Annotated in this window: 17 protein-coding genes and 2 tRNA genes; 10 read left to right on the top strand and 9 right to left on the bottom strand. The window is 66.8% G+C overall.

The genetic code is table 11. The features are described from left to right. Positions 1 to 29: 29 nt before the first annotated feature. From RT655_RS00380 to RT655_RS00370, 3 genes are all read right to left on the bottom strand, one after another. Complete coding sequence (locus RT655_RS00380; protein ID WP_313534339.1) at positions 30 to 1316, bottom strand: phage integrase central domain-containing protein; 1287 nt, start codon at positions 1314 to 1316, stop codon at positions 30 to 32. A 183-nt stretch (positions 1317 to 1499) separates the two neighbouring features. Next, positions 1500 to 1575 (bottom strand) — tRNA-Ile (locus tag RT655_RS00375). Positions 1576 to 1642: 67 nt separating this feature from the next. Beyond that, on the bottom strand, positions 1643 to 3232 hold the full coding sequence (locus RT655_RS00370; protein WP_313534338.1) for a sensor histidine kinase: 1590 nt from the start codon (positions 3230 to 3232) through the stop codon (positions 1643 to 1645). 175 nt (positions 3233 to 3407) lie between these two features. Here RT655_RS00370 and RT655_RS00365 point away from each other — a divergent pair, with 175 nt between their 5' ends. Beyond that, positions 3408 to 3881: an Lrp/AsnC family transcriptional regulator gene (locus tag RT655_RS00365; protein ID WP_093295502.1), complete on the top strand. Its 474-nt coding sequence runs from the start codon at positions 3408 to 3410 to the stop codon at positions 3879 to 3881. Between the two features lie 90 nt (positions 3882 to 3971). On the opposite strand, the gene RT655_RS00360 is transcribed toward RT655_RS00365, so the two are convergent. Next, on the bottom strand, positions 3972 to 5258 hold the full coding sequence (locus RT655_RS00360; RefSeq protein WP_313534337.1) for a hypothetical protein: 1287 nt from the start codon (positions 5256 to 5258) through the stop codon (positions 3972 to 3974). Positions 5259 to 5530: 272 nt separating this feature from the next. Here RT655_RS00360 and gyrA point away from each other — a divergent pair, with 272 nt between their 5' ends. From gyrA to RT655_RS00345, 3 genes are all read left to right on the top strand, one after another. Further along, positions 5531 to 8275, top strand: coding sequence for a DNA gyrase subunit A (gene gyrA / locus RT655_RS00355; RefSeq protein ID WP_313534336.1), 2745 nt, complete (start codon positions 5531 to 5533; stop codon positions 8273 to 8275). A 3-nt stretch (positions 8276 to 8278) separates the two neighbouring features. Next, positions 8279 to 8632, top strand: a complete 354-nt coding sequence (locus tag RT655_RS00350; protein WP_313534335.1) for a DUF952 domain-containing protein — start codon at positions 8279 to 8281, stop codon at positions 8630 to 8632. 68 nt (positions 8633 to 8700) lie between these two features. After that, positions 8701 to 8775, top strand: a tRNA-Glu gene (locus RT655_RS00345). Between the two features lie 247 nt (positions 8776 to 9022). Here RT655_RS00345 and RT655_RS00340 read toward each other — a convergent pair. The 5 genes from RT655_RS00340 to RT655_RS00320 all read right to left on the bottom strand — a co-directional run bounded on the left by RT655_RS00340 (position 9023) and on the right by RT655_RS00320 (position 18095). Continuing rightward, the gene (locus RT655_RS00340; RefSeq protein ID WP_313534334.1) at positions 9023 to 10156 is read right to left on the bottom strand and encodes a hybrid sensor histidine kinase/response regulator; all 1134 of its coding nucleotides are present in this window, start codon (positions 10154 to 10156) and stop codon (positions 9023 to 9025) included. 5 nt (positions 10157 to 10161) lie between these two features. Continuing rightward, positions 10162 to 10719: a chemotaxis protein CheB gene (locus RT655_RS00335; RefSeq protein WP_313534333.1), complete on the bottom strand. Its 558-nt coding sequence runs from the start codon at positions 10717 to 10719 to the stop codon at positions 10162 to 10164. Continuing rightward, positions 10716 to 11555 (bottom strand): protein-glutamate O-methyltransferase CheR, encoded by an 840-nt coding sequence (locus tag RT655_RS00330; protein ID WP_313534332.1) that lies wholly within the window; start codon positions 11553 to 11555, stop codon positions 10716 to 10718. The genes RT655_RS00335 and RT655_RS00330 overlap by 4 nt, the downstream gene beginning before the upstream one ends. After that, entirely contained in the window at positions 11552 to 14998 is a 3447-nt protein-coding gene (locus RT655_RS00325; RefSeq protein WP_313534331.1) for a response regulator, read from the bottom strand. Before RT655_RS00325 ends, RT655_RS00330 begins: the two co-directional genes overlap by 4 nt. A gap of 109 nt (positions 14999 to 15107) precedes the next feature. Further along, entirely contained in the window at positions 15108 to 18095 is a 2988-nt protein-coding gene (locus tag RT655_RS00320; protein ID WP_313534330.1) for a TonB-dependent receptor, read from the bottom strand. Between the two features lie 281 nt (positions 18096 to 18376). Here RT655_RS00320 and RT655_RS00315 point away from each other — a divergent pair, with 281 nt between their 5' ends. The 6 genes from RT655_RS00315 (at position 18377) to RT655_RS00290 (ending at position 25828) form a co-directional block, all read left to right on the top strand. Next, positions 18377 to 19768 (top strand): DUF1080 domain-containing protein, encoded by a 1392-nt coding sequence (locus RT655_RS00315; protein WP_313534329.1) that lies wholly within the window; start codon positions 18377 to 18379, stop codon positions 19766 to 19768. A 58-nt stretch (positions 19769 to 19826) separates the two neighbouring features. Next, positions 19827 to 21140 carry a Gfo/Idh/MocA family oxidoreductase gene (locus tag RT655_RS00310; RefSeq protein WP_313534327.1) on the top strand — a complete coding sequence of 438 codons (1314 nt, stop codon included), beginning with the start codon at positions 19827 to 19829 and terminating at the stop codon, positions 21138 to 21140. Between the two features lies 1 nt (position 21141). Beyond that, entirely contained in the window at positions 21142 to 21975 is an 834-nt protein-coding gene (locus RT655_RS00305; RefSeq protein WP_313534325.1) for an FAD:protein FMN transferase, read from the top strand. After that, positions 21972 to 23234, top strand: a complete 1263-nt coding sequence (locus RT655_RS00300) for a Gfo/Idh/MocA family oxidoreductase (RefSeq protein ID WP_313534324.1) — start codon at positions 21972 to 21974, stop codon at positions 23232 to 23234. Before RT655_RS00305 ends, RT655_RS00300 begins: the two co-directional genes overlap by 4 nt. Positions 23235 to 23259: 25 nt before the next feature. Beyond that, on the top strand, positions 23260 to 24441 hold the full coding sequence (locus RT655_RS00295) for a Gfo/Idh/MocA family oxidoreductase (protein ID WP_313534323.1): 1182 nt from the start codon (positions 23260 to 23262) through the stop codon (positions 24439 to 24441). A 259-nt stretch (positions 24442 to 24700) separates the two neighbouring features. Then, on the top strand, positions 24701 to 25828 hold the full coding sequence (locus RT655_RS00290) for a hypothetical protein (protein ID WP_313536863.1): 1128 nt from the start codon (positions 24701 to 24703) through the stop codon (positions 25826 to 25828). Positions 25829 to 25952: the final 124 nt, after the last annotated feature.

Genomic DNA, 25952 nt, shown 5'->3' with positions numbered 1-25952 from the left:
GCTCGTCCGAAATGAAGCCTTGGCCCGATCTATCGCGTTGATCGCAGCTGCTGTACATCAGGCAGGCCTTCCATGATCATATCCGCCCAGACCTGCGCCAGCTCGCGTCGACGGTCGGTAAATAGCGCACGGTTGTAGGCAAACTCGCTCGACGACATGCCCTTCGGGCGGTGCGCGAGCATGAGGTCGATCACGAGGCGGTCATTGGGGTGGCCGTGCTTGGCCGCCCATTCGTTCATGATGGTCGAGAACGCGGCGCGCCAGCCGTGGGGCACGTGCCGGCCGCGATAGCCCAGATCGAGATAGGCCGACGAGATCGCGCTGTCGGTCATCGGGTTGCGGGTCGTCTTGTAATTCGGGAATATCCAGGCGCACCGGCCGGTCAGCACCCGCAGTTCGCGCAGCACCGCGACAGCCTGGTGCGACAGCGGCACGCGGTGGTCGTAGGCCTCGTCGCCCTTCTCCTCCACCTCGAGCTTCATACGCTCCGCCGATATGTGCCACTCAGCTGCCGGCGCGGGCGCGTGCGGCGCGGCCCAGTCGAGTTCCAGGAACTCCGGCCAAGTCGCGGCCCGCAGGACGCCCACGCGCACGACGGTGAGAGCGAGGAGCCGGTTGGCCAGCTTCACCACTGGGCCAGATCGGGACCGGTCGACGCGGTCGATCAGCTGGCGGAGGTCCTCGACCTTGGTTAGCGCCGGCTGCTTGCTGCCCTTCGGGGTCGGCTTCAATGCCTCCCCCACCTCGGCCGCCGGGTTGACGCTGATCAGGTGCTCGGCCTTCGCGCGCTGGAAGATCTCATGGATATAGCCGCGGATCCGCTTGGCGGTCTCGATCGCGCCCCGCCCCTCGATGCGGCGGAGCAGCGCCAAGACTTCCTTGGGCGTGATGTCCGCCACCGGACGGTTGCCGATGTGGGGATAGACGTCGCGCTGCAGCGCGCGGCCGACGACGCCGACGTGCCGGGGCGACCAGCGGGGGCTCTCGTCGACGTGCCAAGCTTCCGCGATCGCCTGGAACTTCGCGCCTGCCGCGGCGATCGCCGCCTGCCGGTCGCGCTCAGCCTCGATCATCGGATCCTTGCCGGCGCGCAGCTGGGCGCGCGCCGCGTCGCGCCGGTCGCGTGCCTCCTTCAGGCCGACCTCGGGAAACAGGCCGTAGCTCGCCAGCTTTTCCCGACCGCCAAAGCGATACTTGTGCCGCCAGGCCTTGGTGCCGTTCGGGCGCACCAAAAGGAACAGACCCTTCTCGTCGGTGAGCTTGTAATCGCGGTCGCGGGGCTCGGCCGCTCGAATCGCTACGGCCGTCAGGGGCATGGGGTACCCCCACCCATTTGGGGGTATCGGGCCGGTACCCCCAATTCGGTACCCCCACCGCTACCCCCACGATTGCCGCTCTGCCGCGACGATTTGTGAGAACGTATGAGAAACATCAAAACCTCCCGCGGCGCCCTTTCTAGAGCGCCGCGAGAACAAATGAAATACATAGAGAAGACATGCTGGTGGGCCCGGCAGGACTCGAACCCGCAACCTAGCCGTTATGAGCGGCCAGCTCTAACCATTGAGCTACAGGCCCCCCCAGCGCCCGCATGCCCTAGCGGAGGCGCCGCCCGGGCTGCAAGCCCCCGCTACGCGGGCGCCGTTCAGTTGTGGTGCGCCTGCTCGCGAGTGCCCGGCACCGCCGCCGGCAGGCGCAGCGTGATCAGGTCGGGCGCGATCACCAGGCCACCGCCGAGCTCGCGCGCGAGGTTACGCGCCAAGCGCAGCGCGAAGCCCGTGCCGAGCAGCGTGCCGTCCTCGTCCTGCTCGTCGTCGATGCCAAGCACTGCCTCGCCCGGATAATGGCCGAGGGCGCGTGGCCGTTCGATCATGATCGCCACATGCCCCTCGCCGTCCTCGGCGAAGCGCAACTGCAACCGCTCGCCTTGCGCCGTCGCGGACACGAGCGTCGCCAGCAGCCGAGCCAACAGCCGCTCGACCGCGCGCCGGTCACCGGAAACGGCCATATCCTCCTCGGGCACGAGGATCGCCGAGCCGCGCAGCGCCAGCAACTCGCCGAGATCGGTGACGATCGCGGCAAGCAAAGGACGCAGCGCCACCCGCCCCTCGCCCAGCGACAGCGCCGCGCTTTCGATCCGTGCGGCGAGATCGAGATCGTCGATCGCGCCGAGCAGCTCGCGCGCCTGGGCACGGATCACCGCGGCACGATCGCGATAGGGCTCGGGCACCGGACCCAGCATCTGGGTCTCGATCATCTCGGCAAAACCGGCGATCGCATTGGTCGGCGTGCGTAACTCATGGACGATCTGGCGGAGCGCATCTGCCTCGATCGGTGCGCGCACCGGCTCTGCACGCTCGTCGGCGCGGGGGCGCCTCGCGGTGCCGCGATAGCCGGTGAAACGGCCCGTGATCGGCTCGAACGCCGGCAGGGCGGACAGCAGCCAATCCCCTGCGGCATCCGATTCGCCCTCGATCGTCAACCGCGCATTGGTAAAGCCCGCCCGCCGCCGGAACGCACCCGCCGCCACACCGTCGAGCCGGCTACCACTCGCCAAGCCCTGGAGGTCGAGCGACAGGCCGATCACCGGCGGCCGGCTGACACCCTCCACCCAGCGAACCACGCCCGCCGCATCGGTCTCGAAGCGGAAATTGCGGGCGCGTTCACTGCCGGATACCGCCGACTTGGCAGCATCACGGTCCCGGTGATAGGCTTCGATCCGTGCGACCAGATCGGCGACGGCAAACAAACCCTCGCCGACGGGCTTGGGTTCGGTTCGCACGCGCTCCGGCTCGGCGCGATGGTCCGCGAGAATGAAATCGACGGCACCGAAGCTTTCGAGCGCCCGCGTCACTGCCGGGGGCAGATCGCGCCGGTTGCGCAAGACATGCCGCGCACCCGGCGCCAGCGTTGGCAGCAGCGCGATCCACTCCTGTTCCGACATCTTCGCCTCCCGCAGGACCGGCATCGCCACGCTGAGTTCATCGATGGCCAGCAACCGCACCAGATCGGCCGGCGGCTCGGCACCTTCCAGCGCCCGGGCACTGGCCGCGCGGACGGTCAGCGGCACCGTGTCCCGGATCGAATCGAGCGCCGCGAGCGCCCGCGGCTCTGCGGGTGCGCGGCCGCGGCCCAGCAGGTCTACCAGCTGACGCCACGCCAGCGGCGCGCCGCTGGCCGAGCGGAGATCGCCGGCCAGTACCGTCTCCAGCGTATCGTCAAAGCGCAGCGGCAACGCTGTCGTCCCCCAAGGTCCAGTCACTCACGAAGTGTTCATACCGCCATGCAACCCGCGGTGGAAACAGTCCATTTCGGCACGTCGCAATGTGGGACAATTGCGTTGAAGCGTAATTTTATTATGCTAGGAAGCAGCGATACGAAACGAACCCACGCAGGAGCCCCAGAAAGAAATGCGATTCGACGAGATCGACGTCCGGATCCTCGGATTACTCCAGGAAAATGGCCGCATGACCAATGTCGAGCTTGCAGAAAGGGTCGGGCTCACCGCCCCGCCCTGCCTGCGCCGCGTTCGCGCGCTGGAACAGGAAGGCGCGATCAAGGGATATCATGCCGCGCTCGATCCGAGTGCGCTTGGCTATAATCTCACCGTCTTCGCGATGGTGAGCCTGAAGAGTCAAGCCGAAAGCGATTTACGCGCCTTCGAGCAGCTGGTCGCCGAAATCCCCGAAGTGCGCGAATGCCACATGCTCAACGGCGAGATCGACTTCATCCTGAAGATCGTCGCGCCGGACTTGCAGAGCTTCCAGACGATCCTGACGACGCGGCTGACCACCGCCCCCAATGTCGAGCACGTCAAGACGTCGCTCACCATTCGCACCGCCAAGGCATTGCCCGGCGTGCCAGTGCCCGAGTTCAAGGGTTAGGCGTCCGATCTCGCGACGCCCGCCGCGCAATCAAAAAAAGGGGCGGTCCCGCAGGACCGCCCCTTTCCTTTTTGGCAGACGCCGGCGCGATCAGGAAAGCGCCGGCAGGTCCAGCGCGACCATCCAGAGCGCGGCAAGGTCGACCGCCGGTGCAGCCTTGACCTGGCCGAAGCCGGTGCGTGCCTCGTCCTTGCGGCCGAGATTGTACAGCGCGATGCCGCGGTGGAGGTTGACGTCATCCGCCGCGACGCCACCCTTCTGCAGCGCCATGTCGTACAGCTCGACGGCCTTCGCATAGTCACCCGAGGCGAGGAACGCATCGCCGGTCTGCGCCGCCATCTTGCCGTTGGCAGCCGCCTGCGACTGCTTGATCAGCGGGGTGAGCGAGCCTTCCGACTTCGACTTGGTCTGCGCCGAGGCGTAGACGCGGCCGATATCGGCGTTGCCGGCCGGGAGCTTGCCCTCGGCACGGCCTTCGTCGATCACCTTCACCGCTTCCCAAGGGAGACCGGCGGCGTTCACCGATTCGGCATAGTCGAGATAGTCGTTCTGGTCGGCCAGCACCTTGGTGGTGCGGAGCAGGCGATAGAGGTCGATCCGCTGTGCCGCGGTGAGGCGACCACCGGCCGAATCCGCGCTACCGCGCATCACCAGCACGCCCCAGCGCCAGTTCTGCTTGGTCGGATAGTCGGCGATCATCTTCTTCATCCACTCGGCGGTCGCGGCGCGGTTGCCGGTGGCGTAGACGCGCGGAATGGCGAACTGATACCAAGCGACCGGCGGCTTCTGGCCGGTGGCCCGCACCGCCTGGATCGCGCGATCGACTTCGGCAACCGACTCGTTCGGCTTGCCGGTCGCCGCATAGGCATTGGCGAGCGCGATCGAGACGTCGAAATCGTTGTTGCCGGCTTCGCGCGCCTTGGTGAGACCGTCGATCGCCTCCGGATACTTCTTCTCGTTGAGCGCCTGATTGCCGACGATCGTGTAATATTGGCGCTTGTAGATCGGCAGCTCGTTCGCCGGCGTACGCGGGCTGGCGATCAGGATCGGCAGCGTCTTGGTGAGACCGGCCATGTCGTTCTGTCCGATCTGCACGCGGGTACGCAGATAGGCGGCGTAATATTTCTCGTCGTCATTCTGCGCGACCTGATCTAGCGCATCGAGTGCCGGCGTAGCGGCCGCCCAGTTCTTGGCCTGCACGGCGTCCATCGCCGGTTGCGCAGCCTTGCGGAAGGCATCGCCCACCTTCAGCGCGTTGGGATCTTCCTTCGCGGCGGCGCCCTTCTTGTCCTTCTGGGCCAGCGCCGGCGTCGACACCAGCGCAGTGGAGCCCAGCGCAAGCATGGCAGTCAGCGCAAGCTTCGAAACAACCTTCATGTGAAACTCTCCTCGTCGGCCATGCGGCGTCACGTCATCCTCTAAAGGCGCCCTGTACACCATTCAAGCGCACTCGCCGTGCGAGAAGCACGCTGAACCACGATTGAATAAGCGCCATTGCGGTGCGGAAACGTTTTGGTCTGCGGTTGGCTCCCATCCGAACCCGCGCGTACGCGTACGCGGGCGCGGGAGCGCGCGGGCGCGGGGTTGGCAGGAGGCATGCGTCGAGCTAGAGCCATCACAGCGTAACAAAAACCCGAAAGTCTGTTGCATTGACCGACGAGACCATGCTCGCCGACCCTTCTGACATTACCCCGATCTCGATCGTCGACGAGATGAAGACCTCGTACCTCGATTACGCGATGAGCGTGATCGTGGCGCGCGCCCTGCCCGACGTTCGGGACGGCCTGAAGCCCGTCCACCGCCGCATCCTCTATGCCGCCCAGGAAGGCGGCTATGTCGCCGGTCGGCCCTATCGCAAGTCCGCCCGCCTGGTCGGTGACGTGATGGGTAAATACCACCCGCACGGCGACAGCTCGATCTACGACGCGATGGCCCGCATGGCGCAGGACTGGGCGATGCGCGTGCCGCTGATCGACGGCCAGGGCAATTTCGGCTCGATGGACCCGGATCCCCCCGCCGCGATGCGCTACACCGAAGCGCGCCTCGCCCGCGTGGCGACGGCGCTGCTCGACGATATCGAGAAGGACACGGTCGACTTCGTGCCGAACTATGACGGTTCGGAAAGCGAGCCGTCGGTTCTCCCTGCCCGCTTCCCCAACCTGCTCGTCAACGGCGCGGGCGGCATCGCGGTCGGCATGGCCACGAACATTCCGCCGCACAATCTCGGCGAAGTGATCAACGCCTGCCTGGCGTACATCGACAACGGCGCGGTCACGCTCGAAGAGCTGATGGAGCTGGTCCCCGGTCCGGACTTCCCGACCGGCGCGGTGATCCTCGGCCGCTCGGGCTGCCGTTCGGCCTATCAGACCGGCCGCGGCTCGATCCTGGTGCGCTCGCGCCACGAGTTCGAGCAGCGCGGCGAGCGGCGCTCGATCGTGCTCACCGAAATTCCCTACCAGCAGGGCAAGAACGCCCTTGTTGAGAAGATCGCCGAGGCTGCCAAGGAAAAGCGGATTGAAGGCGTCTCCGACATTCGCGACGAAAGCTCGCGTGAAGGCGTGCGCATCGTCATCGATCTGCGCCGCGACGCAACGCCCGAGGTGGTGCTCAACCAGATCTGGCGGAACACGCCCGCGCAGTCGAGCTTCCCAGCCAACATGCTTGCGATCCGCGGCGGCCGCCCGGAACTGCTCAACCTGCGCGACATCATCGAGGCCTTCGTCAAGTTCCGCGAGGAGGTCATTACCCGCCGCTCGAAGTTCGAGCTGGCCAAGGCGCGCGACCGTGCGCACATCTTACTCGGCCTGGTGATCGCGGTCACCAATCTTGACGAGATGGTGAAGATCATCCGCGGTTCGTCGAGCCCGGCCGCCGCGCGCGAAGCCCTGCTCGCCCGCGAATGGCCGATCGCCGAGATCGCGCCCTATATTCGCCTGGTCGAGGCGGTCGACACCGAGGTGTCGGGCGATACCTATCGCCTGTCCGACACCCAGGTCCGCGCGATCCTCGACCTGCGCCTGCACCGCCTCACCGCGCTCGGCCGCGACGAGATCGGCGACGAGCTCAAGGAGCTCGCCGATTCGATCGCCGAGCTGCTCGAGATCCTCGGCAACCGCGCCAAGCTCTACGAGGTGCTGCGCGGCGAGCTCGTGCTGATCCGCGACACCTATGCCACCCCGCGCAAGACCGAGATCGCCGCTGCCGCCGACGGCATCGACGACGAGGACCTGATCGAGCGCGAGGACATGGTCGTGACCGTCACGGTCCAGGGCTATATCAAGCGCACCCCGCTCGATGCCTTCCGCGCCCAGGCGCGCGGCGGCAAGGGCCGCGCCGGCATGGCGACCAAGGACGAGGATGCGATCACCGAGCTGTTCGTCACCTCGACGCACACGCCGGTGTTGTTCTTCTCCACCCTCGGTCGTGTATATCGCATGAAGGTGTGGCGCCTGCCCGAGGGCGGCCCCGCCACCCGCGGCCGGCCGATGATCAACCTGCTGCCGCTCGCCAATGGCGAGACCATCTCCACCGTGCTCCCGCTGCCGGAGGACGAGGACGAGTGGGCGAACCTCCACGTGATGTTCGCGACCGCCAAGGGCAATGTCCGGCGGAACAGCATGGATCTGTTCACCAACGTGCCCTCGAACGGCAAGATCGCGATGAAGTTCGAAGGCGAGGACGAGGACGATCGCCTGATCGGCGTCGCTCTGCTCAACGAGGGCGACGACGTGCTGCTGGCGACCCGCGCGGGCAAGGCGATCCGCTTCCCGGGCGAGGATGTCCGCGCTTTCCAGAGCCGCGCCTCCACCGGCGTCCGCGGCATGCGTCTCGCTGACGGCGACCAGGTGATGTCGCTGTCGATCCTGCATCGCTCGGGCGCGAGCCAGGAGGAGCGCGACACCTATCTGCGCTTCGCCCCATGGAAGGCCGAGCGCGAGGGCGAGCATGGCCTGCCCGTCGAAAAGTACGAGGAGATGAAGGACCGAGAGCAGTTCATCCTCACCGTCTGCGCCAACGGCTATGGCAAGCTTAGCTCGGCCTATGAATATCGCCGCACGGGTCGCGGCGGCCAGGGCATCACCAATATCGACAATATCAACCGAAACGGGCCGGTGGTGGCGAGCTTCCCGGCGACCAAGGGGCACCAGCTCATGTTGGTGACCGATCAGGCCAAGATGATCCGCATGTCGCTGGGCGACCTGCGCGTGATCGGCCGCAACTCGGCGGGCGTACGGCTGTTCAACGTCGCGCAGAACGAGCATGTCGTATCGGCGGCGCGTATCGAGGAAACCGAGGAAGAGGCCGAGGTGAACCTGGCCGACGGCGCAGTGGCCGGCGAAGCGACACCGGACGCACTGCCGGGCGAAGACCTTGCCGACGGCGGGGACGCCTGAGCCATGACTGACACCCCCCTCACCGCCTACAAGATCCTGACGCAGGACCAGATGGACACGCTGGAGCACGCGCGTGTCTTCCTGGGCGCGCCGATTGATCTCCAGGACGGCTATATCCACCTGTCCACTGCCGAACAGGCGCAGGAGACGCTGGAGAAGCATTTTGCCGGCCAGACCGGATTGTGGCTTGCCGCGGTGGATCTCGAGGCACTGGGCGACACGGTGCGTTGGGAACCGTCGCGCGGCGGCCAGCTCTTCCCGCACATCTACGGCCCGCTGCCGCTCGACGCAGTGACGGCATATAGCGAAGTCGCCCACGAGCCGGACGGCAGCCTGCGCCTCCCGGTGGCGGGCTGAAAAAAGTGTGAAAACATCGCTTGACGGAGGCGGCGCCGGAACGTAATTGGCCGCCTCTGCCAAGCACTGGCCCCTTCGTCTAGCGGTTAGGACGTCGCCCTCTCACGGCGAAAACACGAGTTCGATTCTCGTAGGGGTCACCATTCTTCGAGCTTCCGGCACAGCTTACAGCCGGCCTTAGCCTTCGGGCGCCGGTGTCTCGCTGGTAGACTGGCTTAAGGCCAATCCACACATTTCCTGGTACATTGCCGTAGGCAGCGACGGTCTTCGAAGGAATCGGGCTGCACGTCGGTGCCGAGCGCCCCTGGGTCAGGAAGGACAAGCCGCGCTCCCCCTATCCTTGCAATACCGGAAGTGCCAGGCTTAGCCCGGTATGACCCCGCCGAGCCCTCACTCGGCGCGCGGAAGCACCACGCGGAACGTGGAGCCCTGCCCCACCACGCTTTCCTTTAGTACGATGGTACCCCCGTGCAGGCTCACCAGCTGGCGGACCAGCGCCAAGCCAATACCAAGTCCATCAGCCTGCTGGCCGCTGCGGTTTACCTGGGCGAACAGATCGAACACCTGGGCCTGCATCTCCGGCGGGATGCCGTGCCCGGTATCGGCCACCTCGATCGCCACCTGCCCCGCCTCCTGCCGCACGCGCAGATCGATCGCGCCGCCCTCCGGCGTGTATTTGGCCGCGTTGGAGAGAAGGTTGCTCACCACCTGCGCGATGCGCGCCTGATCGGCGTGCAGCCATACCGGTGCATCCGCCAGATCGATCGTCAGACGGTGCGCGCGCGCGTCGATCTGCGGGCGGCTGAGTTCTACCGCCAGATCGACGGCGTCGGCGAGATTCATGCGCTCGGCACGAAGCACGATCTTGCCCTGATCGACGCGGGCGACGTCGAGCAGGTCTTCGATCAGCCGCGTCATGTGGCCGACCTGGCGCTCCATCTGCGCCCGCACCTGCGCGGACGCTTCCTCGCCGCCGCGGCGCCGGAGCAGGTGCAGGCCCGCCCCGAACGCCATGATCGGGTTGCGCAGCTCATGGCCGACCATCCCCAAGAACGCGTTCTTGCGCCGGTCGGCGAGCCGCAGATCTTCGGTGAGCCGCGCGAGTTCGTCGCGTTGCGCGATAATCTGGCGGCGCTGTTCGTAGAGATCGAAGAAGACGTTGCTCTTCGAGCGCAGGATGCCCGCGTCGATCGGCTTCTGGAGGAAATCCACCGCGCCCGCCTCATAGCCGCGGAAGCGGCGTTGGGCATCAGCGCTGCCGGCAGTCAGGAAAATGATCGGCACATGCCGGGTGCGCTCGTTGCCGCGCAGGAACTCGGCGAGCTCGAAGCCGTCCATGCCGGGCATCTGCACGTCGAGCAGCGCCAGCGCGACGTCGTGGACCAGCAGCAGCTCCAGCGCCTCGTCGCCCGAGCGCGCCTTCAGGCACTCCAGGCCGTCGCGCCGCAGCAGCGCCTCCAGCGCCAACAGGTTCTCGTCGAGGTCGTCAACGAGCAGGAACTTCACCGGTTGGGGGGCGGACATGTGGCTCAGGCCAATCGCAAGAGGTGGGGCGCGATCGCATCGATCGCGAGACGGGTTGCGCCGGGGTTCGCGGCGAGGCCCGCGGCGGGCATGGTCGGTACGCGGGCGGTGGCTGGATCCTCGACGATCGCGGTGCCGCCGGTGCGGGCGACGGCGCGTAGCCCTTCGGCGCCGTCCTGGTTGGCACCGGTGAGCAACACCGCGATCAGCCGGCTGCGCAGTGCATCGGCGGCGCTTTCGAGCAGCAGGTCGATCGAGGGGCGGCTGTGGTTGACTGGATCGTCGGCGGAGAGCGCCATGCTGCCGTCGGGCTCGACGAGCAGATGGTAGTTGGCGGGCGCGAAATAGATCGTGCCGGGCTCGGGCACCTGCTTGTCCTCGGCCTCGCACACCTGCATCGGGCAGCGCGATTCGAACAGCGCCGCCAGACCGTGGTCGTGATCGGGGGGCACATGGACGACGATCAGCACCGGGCGCGGGAAGTCCGCCGGCAGTGCCGGCAGCAGCGTGAGCAGCGCCTGGACGCCCCCCGCCGAGGCGCCGATCACCACCACGCCGGTCATCGTTCGCGCCGCTGGTAGATTTTCTCCTCGCGGACGAAGTCGGCAAAACCGGCGGCATGGTCGGAGAAGCGCAGGCTCTCCTTGCGGCCAAGGCCGAGGAAACCGCGCCGGACCAGCGATTCCTCGAACAGCCCGACGGCGCGTTCCTGCAGCGCGCGATCGAAATAGATCAGCACGTTGCGGCACGAGATCAGGTGCATCTCGGCGAACACCGAGTCCGTCGCCAGGCTGTGATCGGAGAAGACGACATTGGCGCGCAGGCTGCTGTCGAAGATCGCGCGGTCGTAATCGGCGACATAATAGTCCGACAGCGAGGTGCGCGCGCCCGATTTCTGATGGTTCTCGGTGAACTTGCGGATCTGGTCGAGCGGATAGACCCCCGCCTCAGCCGCCTTGAGCGCCTTGGGGTTGATATCCGTCGCGTAGAAGATCGTGCGCTGTTCCAGCCCTTCCTCGCGGAACAGCATGGCGAGCGAATAGACTTCCTCGCCGTTGCTGCACCCCGCGATCCACACCTTGAGCGAGGGATAGGTGCGTAGATGCGGGATCACCTTTTCGCGCAGCGCCCGGAAATAGCTGGGGTCGCGGAACATCTCGCTCACCTGGACGGTGAGATAGTTGAGCAGCTTGGCCAGCATGTCCGGATCGTGCAGCAGCCGGTCCTGCAGCGCCGAGAAGCTGGCCATGCCCAGCCTCCCGCGCGCCTGGATCAGCCGCCGCTTGATCGAGGCGCGGGCATAGTGCCGGAAGTCGTAATGGTAGCGCCGGTATAGCGCCTCGAGCAGCAGTTCGATCTCGATATCGTCGACATCGGGTTCCGGAGTTTCGTCGGTCATCGCGGCATCCAAACGCGGACGAGCGACAAGAGTTTATCGACGTCGATCGGCTTCGCCATGTAATCGCTGGCGCCCGCCTCGATGCAGCGTTCCTGGTCGTCGGGCATCGCCTTGGCGGTGAGCATGATGATCGGCAGTTTGGCCCAGCGCGGGTCCTGGCGGATCGCGCGGGTAGCGGTAAGACCGTCCATCACCGGCATCATCACGTCCATCAGCGCGAGATCGACGCCCTTCTCCGGGTCGCCCGCCGCCTCGGCCAGCGCGTCGAGTGCCTCCTGGCCGTTGCGGGCGATGCGGACGAGCACGCCGCGCGGCTCCAGCACGCTGGTCAGCGAATAGACGTTGCGGACGTCGTCCTCGACGATCAGCACGCGCCGCCCTTCCAGCACCGCGTCGCGGCGGCGGGCGGCCTGGATCATCTCCTGCTGCTCACTCGGCAGCTCGGCCACCACCTGGTGGAGGAACAGCGAGACCTCGTCGAGCAGTCGTTCGGGCGACTTGGCGCCCTTGATGATGATCGAGCTCGAATAGCGCCGCAGCCTCTGTTCGTCGTCGGCGCTGAGGTCGTGGCCGGTATAGACGATCACCGGCGGGAAGCTGTGCGATCCGTCCTCCGCGCTTAGCGTCTCGAGCAGCGAATAGCCTGAGGCATCGGGCAGCGACAGGTCGAGCACCATGCAGTCGAAGGTCTGGCTGCGCAGCATCTCCAGACATTCGGCGGCGGTGCGCACGCCCACCGTCTCGACATCATCGGTCTGGAGCAGCCGGGCGACCGCGTCGCGCTGGACGTCGTCGTCCTCGACGATCAGCACGCGGCGGACGCGGCTGGCGGTGCGTTCCTGCAGGTTCTGCAGCACTTCCGCCAGCAGCTCGCGCTTGATCGGCTTGATGTGATAGCCGACCGCACCGAGCGACAGCGCCGTCTGGCTCTGATCGGCGGCCGAGATGACGTGGATCGGGATATGGCGGGTGCTGTCTTCCTGCTTCAGCTGATCGAGCACGATCAGGCCCGACTGGTCCGGCAGGCCGAGATCGAGCACCACCGCGCTCGGCCGGTAGGTGCGCGCCAGCTGCAGCGCCTCGTCCGCGGTGCTGGCGACGAGGCACTGGAAGCCGAGCTCGCGCGACAGGTCGCAGACGATCGAGGCGAAGACGGGGTCGTCCTCGATCACCAGCAGGTGCCGCCCGCCCGGCACGAGACGATCACGGTCATCCTCGAGCACCCAGTTGGCCGCGGCAGCGGCGCGGCGCGGCGCGGCCGGCGTGGCGACGGGAGCCGACGGCGCAACAGGCCTGGCCGGCGCGGCAGGCGCCGTCGGCAGCGCGCGCGGGGCGACTGCCTCGGCGTCGTAGCGGACCGGCAGGGTCAGCGTGAAGGTGCTGCCCTCGCCCGCCCGGCTCTCCAGCGTGATCCCGCCACCGAGCAGCCGCGCCAGTTCGCGCGAGATCGACAGGCCCAGCCCGGTGCCGCCATAGCGGCGGTTGATGGTGCCGTCGGCCTGGTGGAAGGCCTCGAAGATCATTTTCTGCTGCTCGGGCGAAATGCCGATGCCGGTGTCGCGCACCGCAAAGGCGATCCGGTCGCCGTCCGCGCGCACCTGCAATCGCACCGAGCCCTTCTCGGTGAACTTCAGTGCGTTCGACAGCAGGTTCTTGAGCACCTGCTCCAGTCGCATCCGGTCGGTCTCGATGCCCTTGGGGGCGCTCTCGTCGAACGTGATCTCCAGCGCGATCCCGCGCTGCTCCGCCACCGGCTGGAAAACCTGGCGCAGATCGGTGCCGAGCCGCACCAGGCTCACCGGCTCGGGGCGGATGTCGACATGGCCCGCCTCTATCTTCGACAGGTCGAGAATGTCGTTGATCAGCGTGAGCAGGTCGTTGCCCGAGGATTCGATCGTGCGGGCGAACTTCACCTGCTCGGCGGTGAGCGTGCTGGGCGCGTTGTCGCCGAGCAGCTTGGCGAGGATCAGCAGCGAGTTGAGCGGCGTGCGCAGCTCGTGGCTCATGTTCGCCAGGAAGTCGCTCTTGTACTGGCTGGCCTGCTCCAGCTCGCGCGTCTTCACGAGCAGCGCGGCGCTGCCGCGTTCGAGCTCGTCGCGCTGGGCCTCCAGCGCCTGCGCCTGTTCCTCGAGCTGGCTGTTGGTCTGCTCCAGCTCGACCTGCTGCTGCTCCAGCATCGCCTGGGACTCGCGCAGCGCCCGGCCCTGCTCCTCCAGCTCCTCGTTGTTGACCTGGAGCTCCTCGCTCTGGGTCTGCAGCTCGGCTGCCTGGCGCTGGGTTTCCTCCAGCGCGTCCTGCAGCTGGGCGCGGAAGCGCGCGGAGCGCAGCGCGACGCCGATCGCCGGTGCGGCGCGCTCCAGCAGCTCGAGCATCATCGGATCGGTGGGATAGAAGAAGCCAAGCTCCAGCACCGCATTGACCATGTCGTCGGCCTTGGCGGGCACGATCATCAGGTGGCGCGGCTTGTCGCTGCCGAAGGCCGAGCCGATCTCCAGATAATGGTCGGGCACGTCGTCGAGCAGGATCGGCTTACCCTCGGCGGCGACGCGGCCGAGCAGCCCCTCGCGGAGACCGAACGCCTCCGGCACATCGGCGTCGCCGGGCACGCCCAGCGTCGCCACGCGGCGGAACACCCCAGCCTCGCCCTTGAATAGCGCGCCGGCCTGGAAACCCAGCTTTTCCGCCAGATAAGCAAGCACGGCCTCGGCGATCTCTTCGACCGAGCGATCGCCGCGCACCGCTGCCGAAATGCCGAGCAGGCCGTTCTGCAGCCATTCCTCCCGGGCGCGGGCGCGCAGGTTGCGGCGGACCAGCACGAAGATCATCAGCGTCAGCGCCGCACCGATCAGGCTGGAAACCAACCCGCTGGCGATTGCCGCCTGCGAGGCGGCCGCCATGTCATCGAGCCGTTGCTGGCGGAGGCGCCCCTCCTCCTGCGCCATCACGCCGAGCTGGGCGCGGATCGCATCCATGCTGGCCTTGCCGGCGCCGGTTTCGACGACGGCGAGCGCATCGGAAAGCCCCTTGGTGCGCCGAAGCTCGATCGTCTCGCGCAGTTCGGCCAGCTTGCTGCCAACCTCGCGGCGAAGCTGCACGATGTTGTTTTGCTGCACTGCGTTGTCGTTGACCAGATCCTGCAGATGGTCCAGCCGAGCGTCGAGCGTTTCGGTCGCCCTGGTGTAGGGCTCCAGATAGCCTTGGCCGCCGGTCAGCAGATAACCGCGCTGGCCGGTCTCTGCGTCCTGAACGGTGGAGAGCAGTTCGTCGAGCGCGATCAGCACGGTATGGCTGTGGCGGATCGCCGCATCGCTTTCGCCGAGCGCCAGGACGTTGCGGTAAGCGAGCGCGCCGCTTATCAGAAAGAAGGCCAGGCCGAGGACTAGCCCCACGGTCGTCCACACGGAACGGCCGCCGGAGTCGCGCAACAAATTCCGACGCTTCATGCACTCGATCCCGAAAGAGTCCCCGGGATCCGCATACCGCGCTGCGGGAGGAGAGCAATAGTCCTCGCGGTCAGGGTGGGACAGGCACGCGGCCTGCCCCACCAGCCACTTAGAACACGAAGTTCACCGCGAGTGCATAGGTCCGGCCGAAATAGGCGGTGTACAGCGGGTCCTTGCGGACCGTGTCCACCGTCAGCCGGTTGGTTTCGTTGGTGATGTTCTGCACCTCGGCGATCAGCTTGATATGCTCGCTGAGATTGTATGAAGCCGAGGCATCGACGAAGATCGACCGGGCATTGGCGGTCGAGTCCGCGTCGACCGATCCGCTCGGCACCGCGGTGAGGAACGACGAGCGATAGTTGACCGTAGAGCGGATGCTGAACTTGCTGACTTCATAGTAGAGCGTGCCGCTCGCCGTCTCGGGCGACAGGCCGACCAGCGGCGCGGTGCGCGAGAGCGTCGGCGAGATGATATAGTTGATGTTCGAGCGTACGCGGGTGAAATTGCCCAGCGCGCCGAAGTTCTTAAGCATGCCCGGCAGAAAGGTGAAGGGCAGCTGCACGTTGACTTCGAAGCCGCGCAGCGGCCCCCCCGGGGTGTTGTTGCTGCGCTGGACCGTGAACTGGTCGCTCGGGCGCAACTGGGTGCCGTTGAGCAGCGACAGCGGCAGACCGATGTCCTGGAAGGCCAGGCTCTGGCTGGTCGTCTGGATATAGGTCTCGATGTCCTTGTGGAAATAGGCGACCGAGAGCAGCGAGCCGGGGCGGAAATACCATTCAAGCGCCGCGTCGAAGGTATTGGCGCGGATCGGATCGAGGAACGGGTTGCTGAACGACGCGGTCTGGATCACCAGGTTCGCCGAACCCGCCGGGATCAGCTGGCCATAGGCCGGCCGCGACATCACCCGCGCCGCCGAGACGCGGGCGATCAGGCTGGGCGTGATGTCGAGCGCGAGGTTCATCGACGGCAGCCAGTCCTCATAGGAACGGCTGACATTGGAGATGACGAAGCGCGAGGGGTAGAGCGATCCCGCCGGCGAGGCGGTGGTGATCGGGCCATAGGTATCGAGGCTGGTGCGGACATAGCGCACGCCTGCATCGCCGCGCAGCGCGAAGGGCAGGATGTTCGCCGTGTCGAACTTCGCCATCAGATAGCCCGACGCGTATTTCTCGTCGACGCCGCCATAGGTGCCCTTGGCGCACTCGATGCTGCAATAGACATAGTTGTCGAGCCCGGTGACCTGGCGGAACTTGTCCGGATCGATCGAGACGAAGTCCTGCAGATTGCCGCCGAGATTTTTGCCGATGCCGGTGGTGACGAAGCTGAAATTGGCGATCGAGGCACCCGCCGGCAGCGCCAGCGGCGTGTTGGTGGCGAGCTGGCGTTCGCGCGCCGTGTATTTGTTGGTGCGATACTGGCCGCCCGCCTGGAAGGAGAAGCCCGGCGTCACCTTCCAGTCGGCGTTGAGCTCGAAGGTCTTGCTGGTGATCGTGTTGCGGCGGATGAAGTTGGACAGCTGGCCGCGCTGGTCGCCATTGGCAAGCGGCGGGCCGTACTGGAACAGCGCGGGATTCGTGGTGTCGATCCCGTAGCCGATCTTCGGGATGTTCGGATTGTCGCGGAAATTGATCGACCAGTTGCGCGTGTCGTTCGAGTCGATCGCCACCTGCAGGCGGTTCACGTCGAGCTGCGACTGGTTGATGCCGGCGAGGCCGAACAACCGGAAATTGTCCGAGAAGCGGTGGTCGAAGTTGAGGTTCGCCTGCTTGTATTCGGAGGTGAAGCGCTCGTCCTGCATCTCCGAGCGCAGGTCGACGCCATCGAACAGGCCGTGGATCAGCGAGCCGTTGCCGTTGACCTCGATCTCGCGGACAGAGGTGAGCGGCTGGCCGTTGTTCGAAATCGCGCGGCCGAACGAACGCGCGTCGAACATCGTGTCGAGCCGCTTGACCTTGAAGCGCGAATAGAGGCCGTCGAGCGAGATGTCGGTATCGTCGCCAGGCTTGTATTGCAGCGTGAGCGATCCGGCGATGCGCTCCTGGTTCTGGCTGCTCTTCACCGGGCGCGGCAGGCGCGGCAGATAGACACCGCCGCCGGGTTTCCCGTTCACCCCGGTGCGGCTCATGATGTAATCATACGCGGCCTGCGTGCCGGTACGCGGGTTGTTGGTGCTGCAATTATTGGCGTCTGCGCCGATCGCGGCGCCGCTTGGCTGCGTATAGCCGGGCACCGGGCTGTTCACCGGCGCGCCCTTATAGCCATAGCCGACGGGGGTGCAGAACGGGAAGATCACGCCGGCATTGGCCGTGCCCGCCGGCTGGGCCAGGCCGTAGACCGTCGTCGGCACGACATCGACCGCCGAATAGGCATATTCGTCGATATGGCGCTTCGAATAGGCGATGCTGCCCAGGATGCCGAAGCTGTCACCGAACTTCTTGGAAATCAGCGCGGAGAGGCGCGGATCTGCGTCCTTGCGGATATCGTTGTAGATGCCGCGCGCGGTGGCGGAGAGGACGAAGTCCTTCTTCTGGTCGAACGGCTTGGGCGCGCGCAGATCGACGGTCGCGCCCAGCGAGCCCTCTTCCACATCGGCCGAGGTCGTCTTGCGGACCGCGAGCGACGAGAAGATTTCGGTCGGGAAGGTCACGAAGTCGAACGAGCGGCCGGTGGCGACGCCGCCGCGAATGTCGCTGCCGCTGACCTGCGACACGCCTTCCATGCCGTTGATCCGCACGCGGGTGAACTGCGCGCCGAGGCCGCGGACCGAGATGTTGCGGCCTTCGCCGCCGTCACCGCGGGAGAGCGCCACGCCGGGGATGCGCTGCATCGACTCGGCGAGGTTCGAATCCGGAAACTTGCCGATATCTTCCGCAACAATGCTGTCCACCGCGGCGGTTTCGGACCGCTTCAGGTTCAGCGCGCTGTTCAGCGAGGCGCGAAAGCCGGTGACGACGATCTCGTTGTTCTGCGCGTCGCTCTCCTGCGCAGGGGCAGGTTGCTCCTGTGCGGTCTGTGCGGCGGCGGAAGTTGCGATCAGCGCGGCGAGCGCGCTGCAAGATGCGCACAAGGCGCATTTGCGGCCACGAAAGGTGCCCATTTCCCCTCTCCCATTTCGCGCACCTGTGTCTAAGCTTTTCAGTGCGCGGGTGGTGTCGCCCCCATCTTCGGGTGTACGACCTGCAACAATGCGTAACAGGACATATTGGGTCTGGCAACTGTGCCTGACCAATTTGCCAGATAGCGTTGTCAGGGAATAGTCGTGCCAGACAAGGTGCTTGCAAGTGGCCCGACCACGTTTTACGCCTAGTCCATCAAGAGCTGTTCGCCGCAAGCCTTTGGGAAGCGGACGAGGCCAATTCATGGATGAGGGGAGAGACTGTGGTTCGCACGCTCGCACTGTTGGCCTTTGCCGTCCTGCCGGCAAGCACACTTCCCCTCGCCGCGGCCCCGCCCGCGGGCACCACGCCCGCCGATGCACCCTGGCGGGACCTCATGCCCAAGGCGGATTTCTCCGGCTGGCACCGCACCGGCGGCAACGCGACGTACGAGGTGCTGGGCAACGAACTGGTCGGCCGCGCGGTGGTCGGCAAGGGCAATAGCTGGCTCGTCTCGGACCAGCTGTACGGCGACTTCATCGTCGAGTTCGACGCCAAGACCGATCCCGCTCTCAATTCGGGCATGATGATCCGCGGCCAGAGCCGGCCCGACTACCGGAACGGCGTGGTGTTCGGCTATCAGGCGGAGATCGACCCGTCGCCGCGTGCGTGGAGCGCCGGCATCTATGACGAGCAGCGCCGCCAATGGCTGTTCACGCTCGGCCGCAACGAGGCTGCGCGCAAGGCCTTCAGGCCCGGCGACTGGAACCACTATCGCGTCGAGGCGATCGGCAATCGCATCCGCACCTTCCTTAACGGCGTCCCCGCCGCCGACATCGTCGACGATACCGATGCGCGCGGCTTCCTCGCCTTCCAGGTCCACGCCCTGCCCGACGCGATCGCGGCCAAGGGCCCCGAGGTGCGCTTCAAGGGCCTGCGCATTATCACCGACTCCCCTGCCCGCTATGCGCTGCCCGAGACCAAGGTCGAGCAGCAGGGCTGGCAATCGAACCAGCTCACCGCCGCCGAGCGCCGTGCCGGCTGGACCTTGCTGTGGGATGGCCGCACCTCGAAGGGCTGGCGCTCGGCCAAGGGCGGCGGTTTCCCGGCCAAGGGCTGGAGCATTGCCGACGGGATCCTGACGGTGGACAAGAATGGCGGCGGCGGCGACATCGCCACGGCGGCCAGCTATCGCAATTTCGAGCTGTCGGTCGATTTCCGGCTGAGCGAGGGTGCCAATAGCGGGATCAAATACCTCCTGCCGCCGCTGCAGAATGGCGGCGTGTCCAATGTCGGCTTCGAATATCAGCTGCTCGACGACCTCCGACATCCCGACGCCAAGATGGGCCGCGACGGCAACCGCACGCTAGCCTCGCTCTATGATCTGATCCCGGCGCGCAATCTCTCGGACCCGTCGAGCCCCGGCAAGCGCGGCAACCCGCCGGGCGAATGGAACCGCGCGACGATCCTGGTGCGCGGGAACCATGTCGAGCATTGGCTCAACGGCTTCAAGGTGGTCGAATATGAGCGCGGCTCGGATGCGCTCAAGGCAACGATCGCCGAGAGCAAGTTCGCCAAGATCGCCGGCTTCGGGACTTCGGCGGAAGGCGCGATCCTGTTGCAGGATCATGGCGACCGCGTCGATTTCCGCTCGATCAAGCTGCGTCGTTTCTGAAGAACGCTCGCTCTATCATTGAAATCACGACTATAAAGAACCGAGGGGAAGCACTGCCATGTTCGACCGTCGAACGATGATGAAGGGCGCCGCCGCGACCGGCGCACTGGCGATCAGCGCCAGCAGCTATGCGCGCATCCTGGGGGCGAACGATCGCATCCGCGTCGGCATCGTCGGCGTCAACGGCCGCGGCCAGGCGCATATGAGCGCCTTCGCCAAGCAGCCAAACGTTCAGGTCACCCATTTCGCCGATGTCGACTCCGCCGTGCTCGCCAAGCGCGCCGGCGAATTCGCGCAGCGGCATGGCAACAAGGTCGAGACCACCGGCGACTATCGTAAGCTGCTCGATACCAGGGCGGTCGACGTGATCACCGTCGCGACGCCCGATCACTGGCACGCCAAGGTCGCGATCGACGCGATGAACGCGGGCCGCAACGTTTATATCGAAAAGCCGATCGGCATCGCGCCCGCCGAGGGTGAAGCGCTGATCGCGGCGCAGAAGCGCACTGGCAGGGTGCTCCAGGTCGGCAACCAGCAGCGCTCAAGCGTCGAGACCCGCCAGCTGCTCGACCTGATCCGCGCCGGCGAGCTGGGCGACGTCTACGAAGCGCAGACTTGGTACGCCAACAACCGCAAGTCGATCGGCAAGGGCCAGATCGTGCCGCCGCCCGCCAATCTCGACTGGAATATGTGGCAGGGGCCCCGCCCGCGCGGGCCGTACCGCTCCAACCTCGTCCACTATAACTGGCACTGGTTCTGGAAGTACGGCACCGGCGAGATCTGCAACAATGCGATGCACGAGCTCGACATCGCCCGCTGGCTGATGGGCGTCACCTACCCCACCAATGTCACCGCACGCGGCGCCCGCCGCTTCTACCAGGGCGACGACTGGGAGATGTACGATTCGCTCGCGCTGAACCTCGGCTTCGACGGCGGCCGCACGATTCGCTGGGACGGCGAGAGCTGCAACGGCATGCTCCGCTATGGTCGCGGCCGCGGCACGCTGCTGCTCGGCACCAAGGGCTCGGCGGTGGTCGATCGCAACGGCTTCGAGCTGTACGACCTGGCCGGCAAGCGGATCCGCGAAGTGAAGGCGCCGGCGGAATCGGAGACGACCGGCACCGTCGGCGAAGGCGCGCTCGACGTCTACCACGCCGCCAACTTCCTCGGCGTGATCCGCGGCACCGAGGCGGCGCTGCACTCGCCGATCCAGGAGGGGCATATCAGCACCACGCTCTGCCACCTCGGCAACATGGCCTATCGCACCGGAGGCGCGATCACCGTCGATCCCGCGACCGGCAAGCCCAAGGAAGCCGCCGCGCGCAAGCTCTGGGCGGTCGACTATGAGCCCGGCTGGGAGGTGCGCGGCTGAGATGAGCGGCATGGAGGCGAGCGTGGCGCGGTTCGCCGCCATGGGTACGCGGGTCGAGCTGCATGTGTTCGGCTGCGACGACCCCGCCGCGCTCGCCGCCGCCAAGGCGGCGATCCTCTCGGTGGAAGACGCGCTGACGATCCACCGCCCCTCGTCGACGACGGCGCTCAACCAGATGCTGTCGATCGGTGGCAGCCTGGTGGTCGATGACGGCTTGTTGTTCGAAGCGCTGTTGCACGTCGATGCCTTGTGGCGCGCGACATGCGGGCTGTTCGATCCCAGCCTGGGGGCATGGTCCGCGCTCTCGATCAATCCCGCGACGCGCCTGGTCGCCGCGGCACGTCCGCTTACGCTCGACTTTGGCGGGTTCGGGAAGGGCTTCGCGCTCGACCACGCCGTCACCGCCCTCCGCGCGATGGGCGTACCCTCCGCGCTGTTGTCGGCGGGGGAAAGCTCGATCGCGGTGCTTGGCCAGCACCCGCTGGCCGGCGGCTGGCCGCTCGCCGTGCCGCATCCCGAGGACGCGGGTGCGTGGCTGATCGAACTCGACCTGCAGGACGCCTCCCTGTCAATCTCCTCCACCGTCGGCGCCGGGGCCGCCAAGCCGGGCCGCGCCGCGATGATCCGGCCCACTGACGGCACGATCGTCACCATGCCTGCCACCGCCGTCGCAGTTGCCGCGACCGGCGCCGAGGCCGAGGCGCTGAGCACCGCGCTGCTCGTCGCCGACCCCGCGGCCCTCGACCGGCTTCGTACGGCCGCCCCCGAGGACCGCTTCCTCTTTCCCCATGCCGCGCCCGTCGGCGCCGAGCGAGCACTGGAACCTACCGCATGACCGACGACGATTTCGCGCTTTCCCGTCGCACCTTCCTTGATCGCGTGCTGCTCGCCTCCGCCGGCGTCGGGATGAGCGCCGCCGCACCCTGGGCGGCCCGCGCCGCCGACGATATCGCCAAGGGCCCGCGCGTCCGCATCGGCGTGATCGGCACCGGGGACCGCGGCCGCACGCTGATCCAGAACCTCAACAAGACGCGCAACTGCACCGTCGCCGCGCTGTGCGATACGTTCGAGCCGCACATGGCCAAGGCACGCGCCTATGTGCCGGAGAACACGCCGATCTTCACCGATCACCGCAAGATGCTCGAGGCCCGCCAGATCGACGCAGTGGTGATCGCCACCCCGCTCGACCTCCACGCCCGCCACACGATGGACGCGCTCGATGCCGGCTACCCCGTGTTCTGCGAAAAGGCGATGGCACGAACGATCGCCGATTGCAGCGCGATGGTCACCCGCGCCCGTGCACGCGGCAAGATCCTCCAGATCGGCCACCAGCGGCTGTTCAACCCCACCTATCTCAACGCGCTCAAGCGTGCCCAGGCCGGCGAGATCGGCCCGATCACCCAGATCCGCGCCAGCTGGCACCGCAACCGCAGCTGGCGCCGCCAGATCCCGCCCGGCGGCACCGAGCGCGAGATCAACTGGCGGCTCTACCGCGATCGCTCGGCCGGGCTGATGACCGAGCTGGCGACGCACCAGCTCCAGGTCGCCAACTGGTTCATGGGCGGTGTACCCACGCGCGTGATGGGCTCCGGCAGCATCTGCTTCTGGAAGGACGGCCGCGACGTCTACGACCAAGTCGCGCTGATCTACGATTACTCGGATGGCAGGAAGGTGATCTACACCTCGATGCTCAACAATGCCCGCTATGGCTGCGAGGAGCAGATCCAGGGCAGCAAGGGCACGATCGAGCCCGAGCTCGGCCGCATCTACCAGGAAGTCCAGCCGGGCGCAGTGCCCGCCCTCGCCCGCATGCGCACCGATGTGCAGGCTGGCCGCAAGAACACCGTGCCGATCGGCGGTGCAACCTGGTTCCCCGAGCTCCCCGTCACCACCCCCGGCGATTCCCTCGGCTGGGGCGAATATGACGAGACGATGCTCCAGTTCGAAGGCTTTGGCGAAGCGGTGCGCAGCGGCAAGGAAGTGCCCGGCCTGCTCGCCCAGGCCTATTATGCCAGCGTCGCCTCGCTGCTCGGCGAACAGGCGATCGACCAGGGCAAGGCGCTCGCCTGGCCGACCGACCTCGTCACCTTCTGACCTTTCTCCTCACACGGAGCTTCCCATGGACATGATCGACCGCCGCCTTCTCCTCGCCAGCGCAGGCCTGATCGGCGCGGGGCTCGCCGGTGCGGCGCACGCCCAATCGACCGCGCAGGGCAACGGCGTCGCGGCCAACGCGGCGCCGACCGGCCCGGACCCGAGCGCCAAGGACCGCATCCGCTTCGCCGTGATCGGCCTCGACCACTCGCACATCTATGCGATCACCGACGCGCTGATCCGCGGCGGCGGCACGCTGGTGGCGGTGCATGCGAGCGAGCCCAAGCAGCTCGTCCCCTTCCGCGCTCGCTATGGCGACGTGAGGGTGGCGCGCAGCGAGGCCGAGATCCTCGAAGACAAGAGCGTGCAGGTGGTCGCCAGCGCCTCGATTCCCAACCTCCGCGCGCCGCTCGGCGTCCGGGTGATGCGGGCAGGCAAGGACTTCCTCTCGGACAAGCCCGGCATCACCAGCCTCGCCCAGCTTGCCGAGGTGCGTCGCACGATCGCCGAGACCAAGCGCAAGTTCGCAATCATGTATTCGGAGCGGCTCGAGGTGCGCGCGGCGGTGAAGGTCGGCGAGCTGGTCCATGCCGGGGCGATCGGCCGCGTGGTGCAGACGATCAACATCGCGCCGCACCGGGTGAGTGCGCCGAGCCGTCCCGAATGGTTCTGGGACGTGGCGAACTATGGTGGCATCCTCACCGATATCGGCAGCCACCAGGCCGACCAGTTCGTCTTCTATACCGGCTCCACCGAAGCGCAGGTCGTCGCCTCGCAGGTCGGCAATTTCGCCACGCCGAACCATCCGAAGTTCCAGGATTTCGGCGACATGATGCTGACCGGCAATGGCGGCACCGGCTACGTCCGCGTCGACTGGTACACACCCGACGGCCTGCCGACCTGGGGCGACGGCCGCGTCTTCATCCTCGGCACCGAAGGCTATATCGAACTGCGCAAGTACGTCGACATCCAGGGGCGGCCGGGCGGCAACCACTTGTTTATCGCCGACCGCAAGGGCACCCGCTATATCGATTGCAACAATGTGCCGCTGCCGTTCGGGCCGCAGTTCGTCACCGACGTGGTCCAGCGCACCGAGGTCGCGCAGAACCAGGCCCAGGCTCTGCTCGCCGCCGAACTGGTGCTGACCGCGCAGGACAAAGCGCGGATGCTCGCGGGCGGCCAGCGGCCGCCGGTGCAGGGCGGCTGACGAAGCCTGGAAAAAGGGGCAAGGTCTGCTCCGGAGCGGACCTTGCCGACCTGCCCACTGGCCTCGCTCCCCGGCCCCTAAAATGCTGCGCCTGCGCCGCTTTCGCATCGCTGCGGCATGTTCCTATCGCCGAGGTCCGGGGTGCGCCCCCGGACCACGCCGCGACCCCTCCGTTCCGGACCAGCTTCCCGATTTTCAACCACGGCACGCTAGGCGATGACGAGGGTGAACATAGCGGGAACCAGGACAGGTGGGTGCGATGCCGACTTCGGGACGCGGTGCCTTCGAACATGCCATGCCGGTCTTGCCGGCGCCGGTGCGCCTCCCGGGCCCGGGGACTACGCCCGCAGGTTCGCCGCCGATCCTCGACCGGAATGCCGGCAGCGATGCCCTGACGGCCCACGCGGCGATCGTGTCGCGCGCCCAGGCCTTGCTGCTCGCCTTTGCCGTGGAAGAGACCCGCAACGCTCCGTTGATGGCGGGCACGCAAAGCGCCCCCGCCCCGGCCCCGGACATCCCCGGCACCCGCGACCTGTTCGCTCGGATCCTGGTCGCCGACGCTCTGCTCGACAGGGATCTCGACGCACGGCACCCGGCGATCGAAACCACGATCCGGCAGATCGTGCGCCATCGACGCGCAGTCGATCGCGCGCGCCCCGCCGGGGCCGACCGCTATCATGATCTGTCGGGCGATGTGGACGAACTCGCACAGATCCTGCTTTTGTTCGCGCGGCTCAGCCGGCGGGACCTGATCGCCACGCATTGCGCGCCCCCGCTTGCTGTGCTGCTTGCCTATGCCGAGGCGGACGGCGTGCTGCCCACGTGGATCCTGCTCAGCAACACCGCACCAGACACGGCGGAAACGGTCGCCAGCCTCGTCTACGCGCTCGCCCGCTGGGACGCGCGACGGTTTCTGGGGATGATCGTCGCAGGCGCACGCTGGGTCGCCGATCGCCAGCAACCGGACGGGAGCTGGGCAGCGGTGGGCGCCGATCCGCTGTATGGCACCTGGCTCGCGCTGCGACTGCTCGGCGCAGTGATGCCCAACCATCCCGCCGTCAGCCGCGGTGCCCGGTTCCTGCACTCGATCCGTCGCGGCGGACTCGGCTGGGGAGCTGATGGCGACAATCCGCTCGCCACCGCGCTGGCCGTGCTCGCGCTGAAGGCGACGCGCATCGAACTCCCACCGGGGCTGGCCACCGAAGCGCACGCGGTTCTCGCGCCGGTCGCCGGGGGATGGCGGGCTCAGCCGCTGTTGCGCTTTTCGCGAACGGCAGCAGGTCCGCCGCTGCTGGTCGATCATGGCTGCCGCGTGCTGACGGCCGCCTTCGCGCTGAAGGCCAGTACGACCCTGGAGGCCGGCTGTGAACGAAGGTTCACTGGATAGCGGCGATACCGATTGCGACTGGCACCCGTCAAAAACCCGAGGCGACGTTCACCGAAATTTATGGCTCTTTCGCCAAACCAGGCAGTCAAACCAAAGCAAAAGCTTGGAAAAGAGAGGAGCCGAT

The sequence above is a fragment of the Sphingomonas sp. genome, assembly GCF_032114135.1.
Taxonomy (GTDB): domain Bacteria; phylum Pseudomonadota; class Alphaproteobacteria; order Sphingomonadales; family Sphingomonadaceae; genus Sphingomonas.
The sequence above is the reverse complement of the archived record's forward strand: the minus strand, read 5'-3'. Positions and strand labels throughout refer to the sequence as shown.

Excerpts from the sequence above, each read along its gene's own strand:
- RT655_RS00360 (WP_313534337.1), bottom strand. The coding sequence starts at position 5,258 with ATGAAGGTTGTTTCGAAGCTTGCGCTGACTGCCATGCTTGCGCTGGGC.
- RT655_RS00340 (WP_313534334.1), bottom strand. The coding sequence starts at position 10,156 with ATGTCCGCCCCCCAACCGGTGAAGTTCCTGCTCGTTGACGACCTCGAC.
- RT655_RS00335 (WP_313534333.1), bottom strand. The coding sequence starts at position 10,719 with ATGACCGGCGTGGTGGTGATCGGCGCCTCGGCGGGGGGCGTCCAGGCG.
- RT655_RS00310 (WP_313534327.1), top strand. The coding sequence starts at position 19,827 with ATGTTCGACCGTCGAACGATGATGAAGGGCGCCGCCGCGACCGGCGCA.
- RT655_RS00295 (WP_313534323.1), top strand. The coding sequence starts at position 23,260 with ATGGACATGATCGACCGCCGCCTTCTCCTCGCCAGCGCAGGCCTGATC.
- RT655_RS00330 (WP_313534332.1), bottom strand. The coding sequence starts at position 11,555 with ATGACCGACGAAACTCCGGAACCCGATGTCGACGATATCGAGATCGAA.
- RT655_RS00380 (WP_313534339.1), bottom strand. The coding sequence starts at position 1,316 with ATGCCCCTGACGGCCGTAGCGATTCGAGCGGCCGAGCCCCGCGACCGC.
- RT655_RS00325 (WP_313534331.1), bottom strand. The coding sequence starts at position 14,998 with ATGAAGCGTCGGAATTTGTTGCGCGACTCCGGCGGCCGTTCCGTGTGG.
- RT655_RS00320 (WP_313534330.1), bottom strand. The coding sequence starts at position 18,095 with ATGGGCACCTTTCGTGGCCGCAAATGCGCCTTGTGCGCATCTTGCAGC.
- RT655_RS00300 (WP_313534324.1), top strand. The coding sequence starts at position 21,972 with ATGACCGACGACGATTTCGCGCTTTCCCGTCGCACCTTCCTTGATCGC.
- RT655_RS00350 (WP_313534335.1), top strand. The coding sequence starts at position 8,279 with ATGACTGACACCCCCCTCACCGCCTACAAGATCCTGACGCAGGACCAG.
- RT655_RS00305 (WP_313534325.1), top strand. The coding sequence starts at position 21,142 with ATGAGCGGCATGGAGGCGAGCGTGGCGCGGTTCGCCGCCATGGGTACG.
- RT655_RS00290 (WP_313536863.1), top strand. The coding sequence starts at position 24,701 with ATGCCGACTTCGGGACGCGGTGCCTTCGAACATGCCATGCCGGTCTTG.
- RT655_RS00365 (WP_093295502.1), top strand. The coding sequence starts at position 3,408 with ATGCGATTCGACGAGATCGACGTCCGGATCCTCGGATTACTCCAGGAA.